Source organism: Deltaproteobacteria bacterium (assembly GCA_016210005.1).
Classification (GTDB): Bacteria; Desulfobacterota; Binatia; order HRBIN30; family JACQVA1; genus JACQVA1.
Map to the genome: position 1 here is coordinate 1 of JACQVA010000115.1, position 15,718 is coordinate 15,718.

The window sequence follows — 15,718 nt, forward strand, 5'->3', positions numbered from 1 at the left end:
AACACCGGCCCCGACCCGCCGCGCTGACCGGTGGCGGCGCAGCCGGTTCCCACCCCGCTGATCCGTCGCTCCGTCTCGGTGGCCCGGTCGCAACCGATCGCCCCGGGAAAATCGAGCTATGCATGCTCACCGGAAGGACACGAAGTCCCAGAGCATCGGGAGGGCCTGCCGCGCAAAGACACCGTCAACAACCTCGCGCCCGTTGTGCCACTTGCTGAGGGAGGACAGTTGATTCACGCAGCGGTCCACACAACAGGCCAAGCAAGCTTGCACTGCCTCAGCGAAAGCCTGGTCCTTCTTTCCCGCATGAAGCTGCTCACCCACTGCGCGGACTACTCGGGTCAGCGTAGTGAGGGTGAGTAGCTGGCGAGAGGTGAAGAGCTGTCCCCATTCAAGCATTCCGTAGAGTTGAACCCGGAACCCGAGCGTGCCTTGCGGCGGCAGAGGCTCTTCTGGCACTAGGCTAAGTTCACCATGGTGGGCTTTCTTGCGCCTCACCAGTTCCGCAGCGGCCCCACTCACTGCCTTGATGTCCGAGTTGCTGGGCAGTCTGTAGAAGCGGCCTTGTTCATCGCGCCGGGAACTGACGACACACATGAGTCGTGCATCGTTCGCTCCGCCTTTCTTTGCTCTAAGTTGATCGCGGATGTGCGGCACCGGTGTCGTGTATCCGCAGCACGGGCAGGTGGCGGAGCCGCGTTTGACTGTGCCGTCAAACTTCGGGGCTTCGATTTTGGCTTTCGGGTCGTCCTGGTTCACCCAGCCGCCGCGTTGCTTGACGATGATTTGGAAGTCTACGCGCTTGGCCCTGGGCCGGGGCACGAGTTGCAGAGCCACGGTGCGGTTGGCCTTCTTGGCCAGCCAGAGGGAGCGGATGAGCGGGACTTCCGCGCCGCAGCCGGGGCCTTCGCATTGGATGGTGCGCGCCCAGAGGTAGGCGATGGGCGTCGCGCCGTCGGGGTCCTTGGGGTAGAACTCGACCAGTTGGTTCTCCGCTTCGCGCTTGATCCACTCGCCCCATTTGCGAACTTCGTCGGCGAGCCGCTGGCCGTATTTCGGTATGTATTCGAGAAGGACCTTATTGAGCAGAACGGCGACCGGGTTGAGGTCGCTGGCAAAGGCGTCGGCGCCCACGCGCAGAGCTTCGAGCGGGATGGCGCCGCCACCGGCGAACGGGTCGACGACGAGCGGCCGCGTGCCAGGCGCGCCGCCGAGCGCTTCGTGCGCGGCCTGCGTCAGCGCACGGCTAGTCTCCAGGTATTCCTTGACCGTCGAGTTGTCCCAATTGGCGAAGTCGGCGATGAAGTCGAGCAGCGCGTGGCGCAGCACGAGGTTGTCCTGTAGGGGCGCACGGCCGTGCGCCCCTACGGCCTTCTGAATCGCGACGAAGTGCTTGAAGCTCTCCTCGCCGAGCAGCTTGGTGTGGTTGTTCGCCCACTTCAGCATGAGCGTTCGCGCGGTGTCGCGAAACGACTGGGGACACAGGTCGTCCGCAGGGTCGGGCCACAGCGCCGCGCAGATCACCGCCCGGCAGGCCGCCAGCGGCCGCCGCGCCCACCAGATGTGCAACGTCGAGATGTGCCCGTGCCGGATCGACTTCTCCCGCCGCGCATGCGCGGAGATGCGCTTGATGGGGAGATCGACTTCGATGAGGCGTTTGGGGTAGCGAGGGGTGTCCATTGTACGAACGAGGTTCGAAGCGCGCCGACGTCGTGTCGATCACGTTGCGTGACGCTTGAGCGCAGCGATGCAGCCAGCGAGGCTCGTGCTGCGGCGAGCGGCAACCCTCGGGCGCCAACGCTCGCGGGCAAACTCGATGATGCGGCTAGGGTAGCCTGGCCCAACGCGGGCGGACGTTCCCGGCGCGGGCACCATGTCTTCGCGGATACTACGCAAGCGCGAGTGCCTAGCGGCGGCCACCAACGCGCCTTTCGGATCGGCAAGCGCGTCAGCCGATGCCGGAATGCGGTCGATGGGAACGGCAAGAAAACGGCTCATTTGTTCCCGATCGGCCAACAGCCACGCCTCCATCGCACGCACCGCGATGCGCAAAATCATGTGACTGGCGGGTGTCGGGAGAAGCTGCCGCACAAAGTCGGGCGCACACCCGGCATCGCGATCAAGATCGCGTACCACGAACCAGCGCCCGAAACGTGCGGCGTTGTTGTACCCGCGCAACGACCGGTCCAGTCGGCCCTTGCCATTCGCTACGTAGACGGCGCCAACGGAGAGTCCGGCGAGTGTTACCAGGCGCTCAGCCACGGGCACATCGGTCGCCCCTTCGACCGCAACGCTCACCACCAGCGCCATGAGATCAGTCACCGAACAGCGCAAGTTGCTGCGCATTCTGCGGCGCGGTGCGAGGCAAGACGGCCTCGGCGATCGACAAGCCGCCCTCCAGCAACGCCTGGATCTCCGCGTCGGAGGTGGCGAGGCTGATCCGCGTGCCTTCCTGGGAGGGCGTAAGGATCAAGACCTCCTCGGGAGCGATGCCTTCGTCGGCCAGTAGATCAGCGGAGTGGGTGCTAACGAAGACTTGCCGACCCGACTTGCGGGCCAAGCGCGCCATCATCTGGGGGATGTGCCGCACAACTGCTGCGTGGAGGGAGAGTTCCGGCTCCTCGAGCAACAACGGTCCAGTACCGTCTAGGAGCACCCACAACAGACCCAGCAAGCGGAGGGTGCCGTCCGAAAACTGCTCTTCGGTTTGCCAGCCTGCGTTCGGCCGCCAGTGTTCGTACAAGCCCTTGAGATGCGGGACGCCACGGTCGTCGCGCTCAAGCACAAGGTCCTTCAGTTGTGGCACGGCCACTCGCAGGGCGTCCTGAATCCGCCTGAGGCGCGAATCGAGGGTCCGGCGCTTCGCCCGCTGGGCCTTGGCTAGTTGTTCGAGGAAATCGCCGCCGTACGGGTCCATGGCTCGCCCAACCGACCGATCGGGATCGCGGACGAGCTGGGGCACGAGATGAAGGTAGCGAATCTCGCCGAGGAACTGCGCGAGCTCGCGAAAGGCCTTGTTGGCATTGACCTGCTCGAGGTGCGTCTGGGTGAGCCGGTTTGGGTCACCCTTGTCTTCGCGGTCCGGGCGATCGAGGATAATCGTCTGTTCGCGTCGAACGATCTCGCGCTTGATCAGTGGCCGTCGCAGCTTGTCCTGCGTGAACTCCAGCCGGTATCCCCACACCTCATTCGATCCGAGATCGACGTCAACGTCCACCACCACGGTCGAGTACCGGCGTGCGTGCAAGGACCGAATCTGGGAGACACCGCGGCGGGCATGCACGGCACGTTGAAACCCTCCTTGCTCGTCCGCAACGTCGCGTAAGAACTTGAGCGCATCGAGAAAATTCGACTTGCCGGAGGCGTTCGGGCCGACCAAGAAGATACGGCGCTGGAGTGCAACGTCCGCGTGCAGGAAGTTACGCCAATTCTCCAGCTTGACGTGTACGAATCTCATGCTGCGCTCACCCCGCGCGACGAGTCGCTCGGCTCGTCCGGTTGAGAAGGTACAAAAGATAACCCCGCCCGTGGCCTTGCGGCGTGTCGAACGGGGAGCAGATGGTGATGGATAGATAAGCTGGTACCGCGGACACGTCAACTATCGCGCACCACATCATGACACGTGCTCCGCTTTGAGGATGGCGTCGGCGCCGACGTGATAGTGCTCGACCTTGACGATGGGCTCCCAGCCAAGGCGCGCGGGCTCCTGAATCAGGTGGAGCTCGGGCGTCGAGGCGCAATTGAAGGCCACGTACAACCAAAAGTCCTTCTTGAGCCGCTCGGCCGTCTTGTACTCGTTCATGGTGAGCGCCACCTCGCCAACTCCGGCGCGGCCTTTGACCTCTATGAAGCGCACTTCGATGCAGGTCTTCGGGTCCGCAGGATGCGGCTTGCGTGAGATCAAGTCGAAGCCGCGGTTCTGCTCCTCGACACTCTCCACCTGCCAGCCCCTGGCCTCTTCGTACGCGGTGACTGCCTGGACAGCGATCCGCTCGATTTCGTCATCGCGCACCATTGGCGCGATGCCGGGCGAGGTGCGCTCGGGATGGGGGAGCACCCACGCGCGGCCGATGTGTTGAATGTCGCCGATCGTGCACTGCCGCTCCTGCTGCAACTCGTGATGCCGGCGCTCCAGCCGGCCATTCAGCTCATCGATGCGATCCTCGGCCTGCTTGAGGTTGGCAGCCAGTAATGGCGACGTGTCGCCACCCTGCTGCTGCTCCAGCAGTTCCCCGAGCTTCAGGTTCTGGCGGTGGATCAGCTCGTTGAGGCTGATCTCGATGTGCTCGGCAATGGTCTCGGTTTCCCGCACCCGCTCGGCGGCGACCTCGGCCAGGAAGGGATTGAGCGCCTGCTCGACCAGCGCCCGCTCGGTTGCATGACGGTCCGGCAGGCTGTCGTTACTGGAGACCGCTGTCCCGGCTGGCGCCAGCGCCAGATCGAGAAAGATCGTCGGCTGTTTCACCGACATCGCGCCGTTCAAGTCGGTCTGCACCACGAACAGCTTTCGATGCAACACGTGGCCCCGGCCGTCTTTGACCGCAGCGGTGAACACATCGAGGCGGTAACGCTCGCCGTGGTGCAGGTCGTAGAAGACGCTGCCGCGCAGCAGGTCGTCGTGCACGCGCTCGACCACGTCTTCGCGCACGGTCTCAAAGAGCGGATGCCCCGGCGTCACCCATTCCGACGTCGCATCTTTCGGGAGCAACGTCTTGTCGAACACAATCTGCCGGTATTCGCGCCCGAGCTTTCCAAAACGCGGCTCCAAGCGCTCGCCGATCGGCCACAGCGTACGCGGCACGCGGCCGACCCGGTACACGTGGGCATCGGCCTTGGCTTCCTTCGGGTGAATGCCGGCGAGCGGGCCGGCCTGGAGGAAGAAGTCCTCGACCACCTCAGGGACCAGCCGGCGCTCGCGGGCCTCGGTCGACTTGCCGATGAGCGCGGACAGATTCAACTCACGCTTGGCGAGCCCTTCCAGCGTGGAGTTGGTGATCCGGCGGAAGCGCTCGCTATCCACCTGCTCGACGATGCGGCTCTTGATGATCTCCTCGGTGAGGTTGTGGGCGTACATGTCGCGCACCATGCGCTCCAGCTGGTTGGCGGGGAAGATGTCGCCGAGCACGTTGAAGATCGTCCCGGTATGATGCGGATCGAGGTCGTTCTCGATCTGATCGAGGCGGTCGAAGAGCCGTTGGAGCACGCGCCCCTCGCGCGTGTTGGTGGCGACGAAGTTGAGGATCAGGCAGTCGTGCTCCTGTAAGTATCGGTGGATGCGGCCCATGCGCTGCTCAAGGCGGACCGGATTCCACGGGATGTCGTAGTTGATCATGAACCAGCAGAATTGCAGGTTGATGCCCTCACCCGCGGCCTCGGTGGCCACCAGCACTTGAACGTCATCGCGAAACTCGCGCTCGGCGTACAAGCGGCTGTACGCCGTGTCCCGGTCGCCGATCTTCATGCCACCGTGGATCTGGGTCACCGAGAGGCCCCACTCGCGGAGCTTACCCAAGGGCCGGCCGTCCTTTCCATCTGCGGCGAGGTAGTCGAGCGTGTCCTTGTGCTCGGTGAATACCAGCAGCTTCATCGTCGGGTCCTTGAAGACACCCTGGTCGGTGATCACCTCCTTGAGCCTCACCAGCTTCGACTCGATCTCGCGCTGCTCCAACACGCGCGCCTGGTCGATGAGCCGGTCGAGTTGGAGGATCTCCTCCTTGAGCGCGATGGGATCGACCGAGGCGACGACATCTTCGAGGCGGGCGAGGATCTCCTGCTGTTCCTCTTCGGGGAGGTCGTCGAAGTCGTCGGGTACCTTGGCCTCGATCTGGTCCTTCCGGTAACGCTCGGGGTCGGCGAGGATCTTCTCACGCTTCTCCTTCATGCGCTCCAAGCTGCGGCGCGCGGCGTAGATGCTGGAAGCGAATCGGCGCTGCAACATCGCCATGGTGAAGCTGAGCGCGCGTCCCCGAGCCGAATCGTCGGCCGCGGCTTTGATCGACTGATCCTCCACGTAGCGAGTCAACGCGTCGTAGAAGTCCCACTCGTCGTCATCGATCTGAAAGTTCACCGTGCGGACGAACCGCTTGGTAAAGATCTTCTTCACCTGGCCGCTGTCGGGATCGGGGAAGGTGACCAACGCCTCCTTTGTGCGACGCAGGTAGAACGGCGCGCTGTTGCGACGCATCGCTTCTTCGAGGCTCTTGACGTCGCCGTAGACGTCGCGGTCGAGCAGCTCGAGGAACAAGCAGAAGTTCTTCGGGTCGCCCTTGTGCGGCGTCGCAGTCATCAGGAGATAGTGGTCGGTCATCGTCGAGAGGGCCTCGCCGAGTTGGTAGGCGAGCGTCTTCTTGTCCGCGCTGTAGGCGCTCATCTTGTGCGCTTCGTCGACGATGATCAGGTCCCAATGGCTGCGCAGCAGACTTTCCTTGGCGTCCTCGATGCGGGAGACCCACGACACCGACGTGATGACTTGGTTCTTCTCCTGCCAGGGGTTCATTCCGTAATTTGCGCGCAACACGTCGCTGCGGATGACCTCGAAGTTTTCGCGGAACTTGTCCTTCATCTCGCGCTGCCATTGGAACGAGAGATTGGCCGGTGTCACGATCAGTGTTCGCTGCGCGAGGCCGCGGATCTTCAGCTCCTTGAGCAGCAGGCCTGCCATGACCGTCTTGCCGGCGCCCGGATCGTCCGCCAGCAGAAAGCGAATCCGCGGCAGCTTCATGAAATAGTCGTAGACGGCTTCGAGCTGGTGCGGGAGCGGATCGACGCGTGCGATCGAGAGCGAGAAGTACGGGTCGTACTCGTAGGCTAGAGCCAAGCGCAGCGCCTCGACCCCGAGCCGGAAGTGTTTCGGATCGCCGTCGAGCGGTTCGATCTCGGGAGTAGCTTCGAGTTGCGCGAGTTGCTCGGCATTCAAGATGGGCTCGTGCACCTGGCCGGTCTTCAGCCCCTTGCCGATGAGTTTGACCGATTCGCCCATCACGACCGTCGTGATTACTTGGACGGGCTCCGGGAAGATCGGGCCACGAACGATGACGTTGGGTTTGAGCTGGTCCAGCTGCATGGCGCCTGCGGCGATGAATGGCCTCGGCCTATATCACCGGAGGATGCCGTTCTGAAGCGAGCGTGGTGCCGTGTGCAACTCCGCTCTTACCAAGGACGGCCGGGCTGACCCTCAGAGAATGCGGGAGTCGGCGCGCGCGGCCGGTTCTCCGGCGCTGATCAAATTCCTTCCACTGGAGCGCGAGGTGGCGCGCAACGCGCCCGCGGGCGCATTGTTGTACCTGCTCCGGCTCCGCACGGCCTCAGCCGAGGTCGGCGTCTACCATCGCCGCCACGTTGAAGCCGGAGTCGACGGCTTGATGGGTGCCGGCGCCGCGGCCGCCGGCGTCGCAGCCGACGAGGTACAGGCCCGGCAGTGGCGTGCGCGCGTCGGGCTTCGACTTGCCGACTTGACCGACGACTTGCGCCAGGCCGACGGCCTCGCCACCGCAGCCCGGCAGTACCGCGTCGCGGCTCAGCGACGCGATTTGTTTGGCCCCGTACGGCTCCTTGCGCAAGATGTGCTTGCGGAGCTCGGGAAACAGATCGTCGAGCACCAGCTCCGCACGGCGGATCGCCTCGCCGGCCAGCGGCGAGTTCGGGTCGGCCGAACAGAACACCTGGCAGTTCGCAACTTGGTGGCCGGGCACCGGCACCAACGAGGGGTCGAACGCCGAGGCAACGTCGATCGCGATGAGCGGCACGTCCGGCCACTCTCCGGCCGCCATGCGGGCGAAGCGCTCGTCGTCCAACCAGCTCTGGTCGGAGTAGATCGGCGTCAAGGCGGCGTCGAACACTTCAGCGTCGAGCACGTAGCGGTTGCCGGCAATCGCCCAGCTGGGTTCGAGCAACTTCACCCGCTCGACGTAGTCGGGGGGAAAGTGCTCGCCACCGGCAAGGCGGAGTACCGTCGGCTGGATGCCCGCGTTGGACAGGACGGCCCGGGCCTGCAGCCTAGCGTTGTCGGTCTCGACTGCGACGGCGCGACCGCCTTCGACGACTATGCGCCGCACGCGCTCGCCGGTGCGGTAGAGACCGCCGTGCTCGCTTACGTACTCGGCGCAGACCTCGGCAACACGCCCGTAGCCGCCGAGGTGATAGCGGCCGGCGCCGCCGAGCACGAGCTGGCGCAAGGTAAAGATCGCCTCCGATGCTGCCAGGCGGTTCACCGGTACTACAAAGAGTGTATTCAAGGTCACACACAGCTGACTGAGCAGCGAGGGCGGCAAGCCGAACGGACGCACCCAATCGAGCATGCCGACGTCGTCGAGGGCGTCGAGTTCAGCGCCCTGCAGGCTCAACACCGCGGCGTACAGCGCACCGAGCGCGGCGAGGTCGCCGTCTGTGACGCCATAGACGCGGCGCAGATTGTCGATCTCTTGTGGCGTGCCGGTTTGCTGCAGCGCGGCGCGCATCGAGCGCCACTCGCCGCCGGCGGCCTGGTAGCGCACGCAGGCGACTTCTCCCGGCGGAATGATGAACGGCACGCGCTCGGCCACGCCGAGCAGGTCAACTAGCTCGTGGAATCGGGAGTTGTGGGCCGGGATACCGACCGCCCCGAACATCTCGAAGCGATAACCCCTGCGGTCGATCGTCTGGGCTTTGCCGCCGGCCCGCAGTGTCTTTTCGAGCAGCGCTACACGCCGACCCGAGTGAGCCAACAGTGCGGCGGCCGTTGCACCGCCGTAGCCGGCACCGATAACCACCGCGTCGAAGCTCTCCATCTCATATCTCCCCAAGCCAGGCACCAGCGCGGTGCCGGGATCTCAGTGAGGCAGCGTTCTTACCCGAGCGCCTGTGAACGGTCCAGCGCCGTGAGCGGCGGCGCGTGAAACCGCTACCGCTGGCTGCAAAGTGACGACAGACGGGTGTCAGTTCCCGCCGTACTTGTCTTCGGCCTGGCTGGCGAGGTGTTCGAGCAGGCGTTGCTCGGCAGCGCGGTAGGCGATGGTGCGCAGCATCTCCTGCGCTTGCTGGGCGAGCGGGATGGCAGCGAGATAGCCCACCACCTGCGCCGGCGAGAGGTGCTCAATGGACCGCTCCATTGCGGTCATGACTTCGGCAGGGATTTCCGGGACAGTGACCTCGCCGGCAATGTCCAGCGCCGCGGAGAAACGGGCAGTGAAACTGCGCTTGGCGTCGGCCTTTTCCTCCTCGCTACAGTGAACGTGCAGCTTGGCGGCCGTCTTCTCGAACAAGCGGTCAAAAGCGGTAAGTAATGCATCCTTGCCGGTCATTGGACCTCCATCACGGGCCAGTCGCCTAGTTAACCAGCCCCGGTACGCTCGGCAAGTTCGGGGGCCAAAAAAGGCAAATCTCGCGTTGACTTGGCTGCCGGCTGTTCGTAAAGTGCCGAGCGATGCGAGCCCGACAATGCCGCCCGTGGATTGGCAGCCACGGCCGCGCCGCGGTGGTAATCAGCGCGGTCTGGTTGATTGCCGGCGCCGGCTTGCACGCGCAGACGGTGTACAAGTGGGTCGATGACAACGGCGTAGTCCACTTCTCCGACGTGCCGCCGGCAGGCGGCCAGAAATACGAAGAGCGCGGAGGGCGCGCCCAGGAGCCCGAAGCGAAGCCCGCTGCTAGAACCGATCAGCCCGAGATCTCCTCCGGTGAGCCGCCGGCGGCCGCTGCCCCGGCCGTAGAGGCCACCAAGGGCCCGGCGCGGGTAATCCTGACCGCTAACCAGTCGTTTCCACGCAGCGCCGATGCGCGCCACGTCATCGGCGTGGTCAAGAACGTGGGCGGGCGCGCCGCGGCCCAAGTCAGGGTAACAGTCCATGTCGCCAGCTCACAGGGACAGGACTGCGGGCGCGAGGAAGTCGACGTTACCCCGCCGACGCTGGAAGCCGGGGAGAGCGGCAACTTTGACGCCACCATCACCAACCCCTGTTTTGCCGACGGCGGCAGCGTGGATGCCGAGCCCCAGTGGGACTAACGGCTGACAAGTCCGCCCAGAAGTTTCAAATCACTGTCACGCTTTACCAGCGGTATCTGATGCTGGCGCCGAAGTCGCCGGGGTGGAATAGCTCGATCTGAAGGCCCGGCTCGGCCGGACCGAAGTCGCCGATGTTGAGCGGGGAGCGGTCAAGGAAGCGCTCCAAGCGGTCCATCGGCGTGGGTGTTCTTTCTGCCTGCGAGCCGGAGCGCAGAAGCAGATTGAATCCCTGCCCGCTGGACTCGACCACCGCCCCGGCGGAGCCGAGCCGCAACCCCAAACGCACCGTGGTCATCGAGGCGGGCACCTCGATGTGCACCCGCACCGGGATCGGTTCGCGACCGCGCTCGCCCAAGGGGTCAGCGGCGTGCGCCGTGACGGTGGCCGTGAGCATCAACGCGATTGACGCGATTGACGCCCACGACCAGCGTCCCCCTCGAACGTGCACGGTACGGTCGAGGAATTCTTTCATCACCGCTCCACCACCGGGAGCAATTCACATGATGCGGACGGCGGAACCATTTTTCCAGCACTTTTTGCCGCGGCCGCGGAAAAGTTGCTGTCAGAATTCTGGCGACGGTTACGCGGATAACGGCAACGACTCACAGCAGCGAGATCAGAGTGCTCAGCACCATAAGTACCATCAGGATCAGGCCGACGCTGAAGGCGATGGTCCGGTGCGGCTGCCGGTGCCGGATGTAGAAGACGCTGTGGCAAATTCGAGCGAGGCAGAAGCCCCAGAAGTAAACCCGGGTCATGAACATCGAGGGCTGGGTCAGCGCGTAGAACAGCGCCGCACCAAAGAACGGCAGGATGTTCTCCAAGTCGTTACGGTGAGCGCGGCGCGCGCGCTCGATGTCTTCGTCGGGCAGAGCGGGCGGCGTGCGCCCCTGCAGCTCGTAGTCTTCCGGCGTGGCGTAGACGCCGCGCCGCAGGCGGATCGAGCTGGTGTAGCTGCCGACCGCGATCATCTTCAGCACCAGGATCAGGTACACGACGCCGAGAACTGGTAGCGCCGGATACTGGGTTAGTAAGTCCATGCACGCCTCCTCCGCCCCATTGAGCCGTTGGGGCTGCGCTCTCTTAGCACAGTCAGCCGCGGAAGAGTGAAGCCTAACTGCCAGGTCGCTTAGAAGCCGGCCTGGCCGTAGAGCTGTTGGTAGTGCCGGTAAGCGGTGATGACTTTCTTCACGTAATCACGGGTTTCGCGAAAGCTAATCGACTCAACGAACTCGTCGCGTTCACGGCCAGCGAAGCGCTGCTGCCACTTTTCCACCGCGCTCTCACCGCCGTTGTAGGCCGCCAGGGCCATCAGCGGGTCGCCGAACCGAGCCAGGAGTTGGGAGAGATAGCGGATGCCGAGCGCGATGTTGCGCCGCGGCTCGCGCAGCTCTGCCGTAGTAACGGGTGCGCCCGCGACCCGCTCGGCCGTGCTTGGCAGCAGCTGCATCAAGCCCCAGGCATCGGCCGGCGAACGAGCCTCGGGATCATAGAGGCTTTCCTGGCGGATGAGCGCGGCGACGAGCAGGGGGGCGATTGGCGTGCTGCCGCCGTCGCGCCCGGCAGCAGTTATGGCCGTTTCGATCTCACTGCGAAATCCGAGCGGGTAGAGCAGCAGTTGTCGCTCGTTCGCACTCAAGCCGGCTTTGTCGCCGAGCTGGCGGGCCAGTCGCAGGGCGGCGCTGTGGCCGTCGGCGGCGCGGTACCAGCGCAGCAGCTGTCGCAGCGCGTTGGCGTCGCGTACGTGCTCGCGTTCATAGGCCGTCAATTCAGCGCGGGCCAGCACACGTAATCCCATTGCCATCAGCTCGGCGGCGCGCAGCAGATGGTAATCCGCGCCCGCGGGCGGCCCGGCTAAGTCGGCTGTCGTCGGACTGGTGCTTGCCGCCACGGCGAGCCCGAGCCGTTGCTCCGCCCACATGGCGTAGTAACTTGCCGGCGCTTCGACCACGATCCGGCGGTAGAGCTCGCGTGCTGCCGGTCCGCGCGCCTGATGATCGAGCACGCGGGCGCGCCAGTACAACGCATCGGCGCACGCTGCGGTATCGCTGCACTGTGCCAGCGCCGCGAAGCTCTGCTCGGCGCCCTGCCAGTCGCCGCCGCAGTACTTGATCCACCCGACGCGCCAGCGAGCCTCGCGTGCCAGTTTGTGACGGGGAGCGCTGCGCGTCAGCTGGCGGTAAGCCGCGATTGCCCGGTCTGCCCGGCCGGCGCGCTCGTGGATGCGGCCGATAGCGTAAAGCGCCTCGAGGCTTTGCGGTGCCCGCGGGCGGCGCCGGCGCAGCTCGGTGAACGCAGCCAGCGCCTCGGCCTCGCGGTCGCGGTTCCACAAGATCGAGGCGATGCGGAACTCGGTGGCAGCGGCGGCCGCGCCTGCTTCCGTCCGCGCCACCTGCCTGAGCCGCGCCACAGCTTCATCAACACGGCCCAGGGCCAGCAACACCTGAGTGTGCAGGCGGGCGACCTCGGCGCGCTCTTCGATCCCGCTGTCTTTGGCCAATTCGCGCGCAAGCTTGTCGGCGGCGCCGTAATCCCGCTCGCTCACCAGGATCCGCAGTTCGTCCAGGCGTGACGAAACCGAGGGCGCCAATTCGGGGTGGCTTGCGCGCAGGCGCTGTAGCTCGGTCTTGGCCTGCCGGCCGATCGCCTCGGCCGGCAGCTCACGCCGCAGAGCCAGCAAGGCAGCGGCGGCCGCCGCCACCTCGCCAGCGGTCAAGTCTGCGCGCGCCAACTCGAGTCGAGCTTGCTGGGCTACGTCGGGCGCTTGTGCTCGGGCGGCCTCGATCAGGGTCGCGCGAGCTGCGTCGGTGCGTCCGAGCTGTAGCTCGGCCCGCGCCAGTTCTAAGCCGGCACGTTCGTAGTGCACACTGCCGGGGTATTCCGAGCGCAGGCGGCGTAGCGTCGCGGTAGCGTCAGCAGCTTGGCCGCTGCCGGCTTGGGCCAAGCCGAGATAGTGGAGGTGATAGTCTGCTAGTTCGGGATAATCGCGGAGCAGCACCTGAAAGCGCGGTGCCGCTTCGGCAAAACGGCCATGATCGATCAGTTCCACCGCTTCAGCAAAAGCTCGGCGCCGATCGCTCGGCACGGCAATCTCCGCGGGCGCCGGCGGCTTGAGTTCCAGCCGGCCGCAGGCCGCCAACATCCCCGCACTCACCACCACCAGCACCAATCGCCGCATTGGTTGTGCGTAGCATATCCGTCGCGGCGTCCAAACGGTCCCGACGAATCAACGTCTTGACCGTGACCCATGGCGGTTTGGCGCGCTAGGCAAGGAACGTATACGCGGAAGTCACCCGCTGCGAGCGTGATCGGGAAGACTCTCTGCGTCGGTTGGTGACGGTGGTGGAGGAGGAAGGCTTGGCGCCCGCCCGAAGTGTTCATCTCGCTGCACCTGGCTGCCGAGCCACAGCCGCCCCGGCGTCCAAACGACCGGACGAATTGACATGGTGCGGGGCTTCGGCCAACAACCGTGCATGACGACTGCGCTGGTTCTGGCATCGGCTTCACCCCGCCGGCGTGAATTGCTCGGCCAACTCGAAATACAGTTCGAGATCGTACCGAGCACGGTGCCGGAGGTGCCGGCAGCCGGGGAGCGGGCCGAGGCCTTCGCACAGCGGATTGCCCGCGACAAGGCGCTGGAAGTGGCGCAGCGTCGCCCGGGGCAATGGGTGCTAGCGGCCGATACGGTCGTAGTCTGTGACGGCGCGATCCTGGGAAAGCCCGCGGATCGTACGGAGGCGCGGCGTATGCTGACTATGCTGGCGGCACGCAGCCATCGCGTCCTTACCGCGGTTGCACTCGCTAGCCCAGCCGATGCCTTGGTCGAAGAGCGGCTGGTCGCGACCACCGTGACCTTTCGTGCGCTTGCGGCCGGAGAGATCGAAGCCTACCTCGACACGGGCGAGCCGTTCGACAAGGCTGGCGCCTACGCCATCCAGGGGCAGGCCGCTGCCTTTGTAACCGCCATAGATGGCTCGTGGAGCAACGTGGTTGGCCTGCCGCTCGAAGAAGTGCGGGAGTTGCTCCAGCGCCACGGCTTGCTGGCCGTAGCGGCGGCAGCGAGCGCCTGAGGAGCATGATCGACATTGCGGGCAACATCGCGCGGGTGCGCGAGCAGGTGGCGCGTGCAGAGGAGCGCGCGGGGCGCGCCGCGGGCTGTGTGCGGCTGATTGCCGTGGCGAAGACCAAGCCGGCCGAGTTGGTGGCGGCGGCCATCCGGGCCGGGATTACCGACATCGGTGAGAACTACGTGCAGGAAGCGGCGGCAAAGATTGCCGCGGTCGACTTGCCCGCGTGCTGGCACCTCATCGGACACCTGCAGCGCAACAAGGCCGGGCGCGCCGTCGAGCTGTTCAACGTTATTCAGACCGTGGACCAGCTCGCTTTGGCCGAGGCCCTCGATCGATACGGTGCGCGGCGGGGCCGGCCGGTGCGGATCCTGGCCGAGATAAATGTCGGAGGGGAAGCAACAAAGAGCGGCGTCGCGCCCGCGCAAGCGGATGAATTCGTGACAGCGCTCGGGCGGCTGTGCCACCTGCAACTAGAAGGACTGATGACCGTGCCGCCGCCGGTTGCGGCGCACGAGGCGGGGCGGTACTTTGCCGCTCTGCGCGACTTGCGGGACCGGCTGGCGCGGGACACCGGGATGGCATTGGCCGAGCTATCAATGGGAATGACCGATGACTTCGAAGTTGCCATCGCCGAGGGCGCTACCATGGTACGCGTCGGGCGCGCCATCTTCGGGCCACGGGAGGGAAAGGCTACATGAAGAAGCGAGCGAAAGCGGTCAGCCCTAAGCCGACCGTCGGATTCATCGGCGGCGGCAACATGGCCACCGCCCTGATCCGAGGTCTGATCAGCGCCGGCCTGTGCGATGCCGGCAAGATCATCGCCAGCGACGTGGATTCGGCCAAACGTGCGGCCCTAAAGCGGCGCTTGCGGGTCAATACCACCGAAGACAACCGGGCGGTGGTGGCGCGGGCGAAAGTCATTTTCCTTGCCGTCAAACCGCAGATAATCGACGAGGTGTTGAACGGAGTGCGGGCCGAAGTGAAGCCTGGCAAGCTGTTCATTTCGATCGCCGCCGGGGTGCCGACCGCGCGACTCGAACGGGGGTTGGGGCCGCAGGCGCGGGTGGTGCGGGTGATGCCGAACACACCGGCATTGCTGGCTCAGGGTATGTCGGTGATCGTCCGGGGAACGCGGGCAACGGCGGCTGATGAACGACTGGCATTGAAGCTGTTTCGCGCAGTCGGCCATGCCGTCGCGGTTCACGAGGAAGCGTTACTCGACCCGGTTACCGGCCTGAGCGGCAGCGGTCCAGCGTACGTGTACCTCTTTGCCGAAGGCTTGATCGCCGGCGGGATAGCCGCTGGCCTGCCGCCGCAATTGGCCCAGGAGTTGACCTATCAAACGCTAGCTGGCGCGGCGGCAATGCTGCAGCGGACCGGGGAGACGCCCGAGCGGTTGCGTGCGCAGGTTACTTCTCCCGGCGGTACTACGCTGGCCGGGCTCACGGAGCTCGATGCCCGGGGGTTCAAAGAGGCGGCTGGCGCTGCGGTGGTTACTGCCAGCCGCCGTTCGCAGGAGTTGGGGCGCGCGCGACAAATTTGTGGGTAACGTGGTTCGGTGTTATGGCCGTCATTCCCGCGAAAGCGGGAATCCAGTTTGGCGTTTGGCGGGTCGTAGCGAGCCGGTGCCGTGGATTCCCGCTTTCGCGGGAATGACAAATTGCGTCCC

Annotated in this window: 13 protein-coding genes; 4 read left to right on the forward strand and 9 right to left on the reverse strand. The window is 65.2% G+C overall.

Annotated elements, in window-relative coordinates; translation table 11 throughout:
• Positions 1-126: 126 nt before the first annotated feature.
• The 6 genes from HY699_10990 to HY699_11015 all read right to left on the reverse strand — a co-directional run bounded on the left by HY699_10990 (position 127) and on the right by HY699_11015 (position 9,278).
• Entirely contained in the window at positions 127-1,680 is a 1,554-nt protein-coding gene (locus HY699_10990) for a DUF1156 domain-containing protein (GenBank protein MBI4516326.1), read from the reverse strand.
• 39 nt (positions 1,681-1,719) lie between these two features.
• Positions 1,720-2,334 carry a hypothetical protein gene (locus HY699_10995; GenBank protein ID MBI4516327.1) on the reverse strand — a complete coding sequence of 205 codons (615 nt, stop codon included), beginning with the start codon at positions 2,332-2,334 and terminating at the stop codon, positions 1,720-1,722.
• Positions 2,315-3,457, reverse strand: a complete 1,143-nt coding sequence (locus HY699_11000; GenBank protein MBI4516328.1) for an AAA family ATPase — start codon at positions 3,455-3,457, stop codon at positions 2,315-2,317. The genes HY699_10995 and HY699_11000 overlap by 20 nt, the downstream gene beginning before the upstream one ends.
• A gap of 156 nt (positions 3,458-3,613) precedes the next feature.
• Positions 3,614-7,063, reverse strand: coding sequence for a DUF3883 domain-containing protein (locus HY699_11005; GenBank protein MBI4516329.1), 3,450 nt, complete (start codon positions 7,061-7,063; stop codon positions 3,614-3,616).
• A gap of 241 nt (positions 7,064-7,304) precedes the next feature.
• Positions 7,305-8,765 carry an NAD(P)/FAD-dependent oxidoreductase gene (locus HY699_11010; protein MBI4516330.1) on the reverse strand — a complete coding sequence of 487 codons (1,461 nt, stop codon included), beginning with the start codon at positions 8,763-8,765 and terminating at the stop codon, positions 7,305-7,307.
• A gap of 147 nt (positions 8,766-8,912) precedes the next feature.
• Positions 8,913-9,278: a hypothetical protein gene (locus HY699_11015; GenBank protein ID MBI4516331.1), complete on the reverse strand. Its 366-nt coding sequence runs from the start codon at positions 9,276-9,278 to the stop codon at positions 8,913-8,915.
• A 122-nt stretch (positions 9,279-9,400) separates the two neighbouring features.
• Here HY699_11015 and HY699_11020 point away from each other — a divergent pair, with 122 nt between their 5' ends.
• Positions 9,401-9,979, forward strand: a complete 579-nt coding sequence (locus HY699_11020) for a DUF4124 domain-containing protein (protein ID MBI4516332.1) — start codon at positions 9,401-9,403, stop codon at positions 9,977-9,979.
• A 43-nt stretch (positions 9,980-10,022) separates the two neighbouring features.
• On the opposite strand, the gene HY699_11025 is transcribed toward HY699_11020, so the two are convergent.
• The 3 genes from HY699_11025 to HY699_11035 form a co-directional block, all read right to left on the reverse strand.
• Complete coding sequence (locus tag HY699_11025; protein MBI4516333.1) at positions 10,023-10,451, reverse strand: hypothetical protein; 429 nt, start codon at positions 10,449-10,451, stop codon at positions 10,023-10,025.
• A gap of 130 nt (positions 10,452-10,581) precedes the next feature.
• Positions 10,582-11,019 (reverse strand): MAPEG family protein, encoded by a 438-nt coding sequence (locus tag HY699_11030; protein ID MBI4516334.1) that lies wholly within the window; start codon positions 11,017-11,019, stop codon positions 10,582-10,584.
• An 89-nt stretch (positions 11,020-11,108) separates the two neighbouring features.
• Positions 11,109-13,157, reverse strand: a complete 2,049-nt coding sequence (locus tag HY699_11035) for a transglycosylase SLT domain-containing protein (protein MBI4516335.1) — start codon at positions 13,155-13,157, stop codon at positions 11,109-11,111.
• 295 nt (positions 13,158-13,452) lie between these two features.
• Between HY699_11035 and maf the strand changes: the two genes are divergently transcribed.
• The 3 genes from maf to HY699_11050 are packed head-to-tail and all read left to right on the forward strand — an operon-like array spanning position 13,453 to position 15,598.
• Complete coding sequence (gene maf, locus HY699_11040; GenBank protein MBI4516336.1) at positions 13,453-14,049, forward strand: septum formation inhibitor Maf; 597 nt, start codon at positions 13,453-13,455, stop codon at positions 14,047-14,049.
• A gap of 5 nt (positions 14,050-14,054) precedes the next feature.
• Positions 14,055-14,747, forward strand: coding sequence for a YggS family pyridoxal phosphate-dependent enzyme (locus HY699_11045; GenBank protein ID MBI4516337.1), 693 nt, complete (start codon positions 14,055-14,057; stop codon positions 14,745-14,747).
• Positions 14,744-15,598, forward strand: a complete 855-nt coding sequence (locus HY699_11050) for a pyrroline-5-carboxylate reductase (protein MBI4516338.1) — start codon at positions 14,744-14,746, stop codon at positions 15,596-15,598. Before HY699_11045 ends, HY699_11050 begins: the two co-directional genes overlap by 4 nt.
• The last annotated feature ends 120 nt before the right edge of the window (positions 15,599-15,718 follow it).

Excerpts from the sequence above, each read along its gene's own strand:
- HY699_11020 (MBI4516332.1), top strand. The coding sequence starts at position 9,401 with ATGCGAGCCCGACAATGCCGCCCGTGGATTGGCAGCCACGGCCGCGCC.
- HY699_11045 (MBI4516337.1), top strand. The coding sequence starts at position 14,055 with ATGATCGACATTGCGGGCAACATCGCGCGGGTGCGCGAGCAGGTGGCG.
- HY699_11000 (MBI4516328.1), bottom strand. The coding sequence starts at position 3,457 with ATGAGATTCGTACACGTCAAGCTGGAGAATTGGCGTAACTTCCTGCAC.
- HY699_11035 (MBI4516335.1), bottom strand. The coding sequence starts at position 13,157 with ATGCGGCGATTGGTGCTGGTGGTGGTGAGTGCGGGGATGTTGGCGGCC.
- HY699_11015 (MBI4516331.1), bottom strand. The coding sequence starts at position 9,278 with ATGACCGGCAAGGATGCATTACTTACCGCTTTTGACCGCTTGTTCGAG.
- HY699_11005 (MBI4516329.1), bottom strand. The coding sequence starts at position 7,063 with ATGCAGCTGGACCAGCTCAAACCCAACGTCATCGTTCGTGGCCCGATC.
- HY699_11030 (MBI4516334.1), bottom strand. The coding sequence starts at position 11,019 with ATGGACTTACTAACCCAGTATCCGGCGCTACCAGTTCTCGGCGTCGTG.
- maf (MBI4516336.1), top strand. The coding sequence starts at position 13,453 with ATGACGACTGCGCTGGTTCTGGCATCGGCTTCACCCCGCCGGCGTGAA.
- HY699_11050 (MBI4516338.1), top strand. The coding sequence starts at position 14,744 with ATGAAGAAGCGAGCGAAAGCGGTCAGCCCTAAGCCGACCGTCGGATTC.
- HY699_11025 (MBI4516333.1), bottom strand. The coding sequence starts at position 10,451 with ATGAAAGAATTCCTCGACCGTACCGTGCACGTTCGAGGGGGACGCTGG.
- HY699_11010 (MBI4516330.1), bottom strand. The coding sequence starts at position 8,765 with ATGGAGAGCTTCGACGCGGTGGTTATCGGTGCCGGCTACGGCGGTGCA.
- HY699_10990 (MBI4516326.1), bottom strand. The coding sequence starts at position 1,680 with ATGGACACCCCTCGCTACCCCAAACGCCTCATCGAAGTCGATCTCCCC.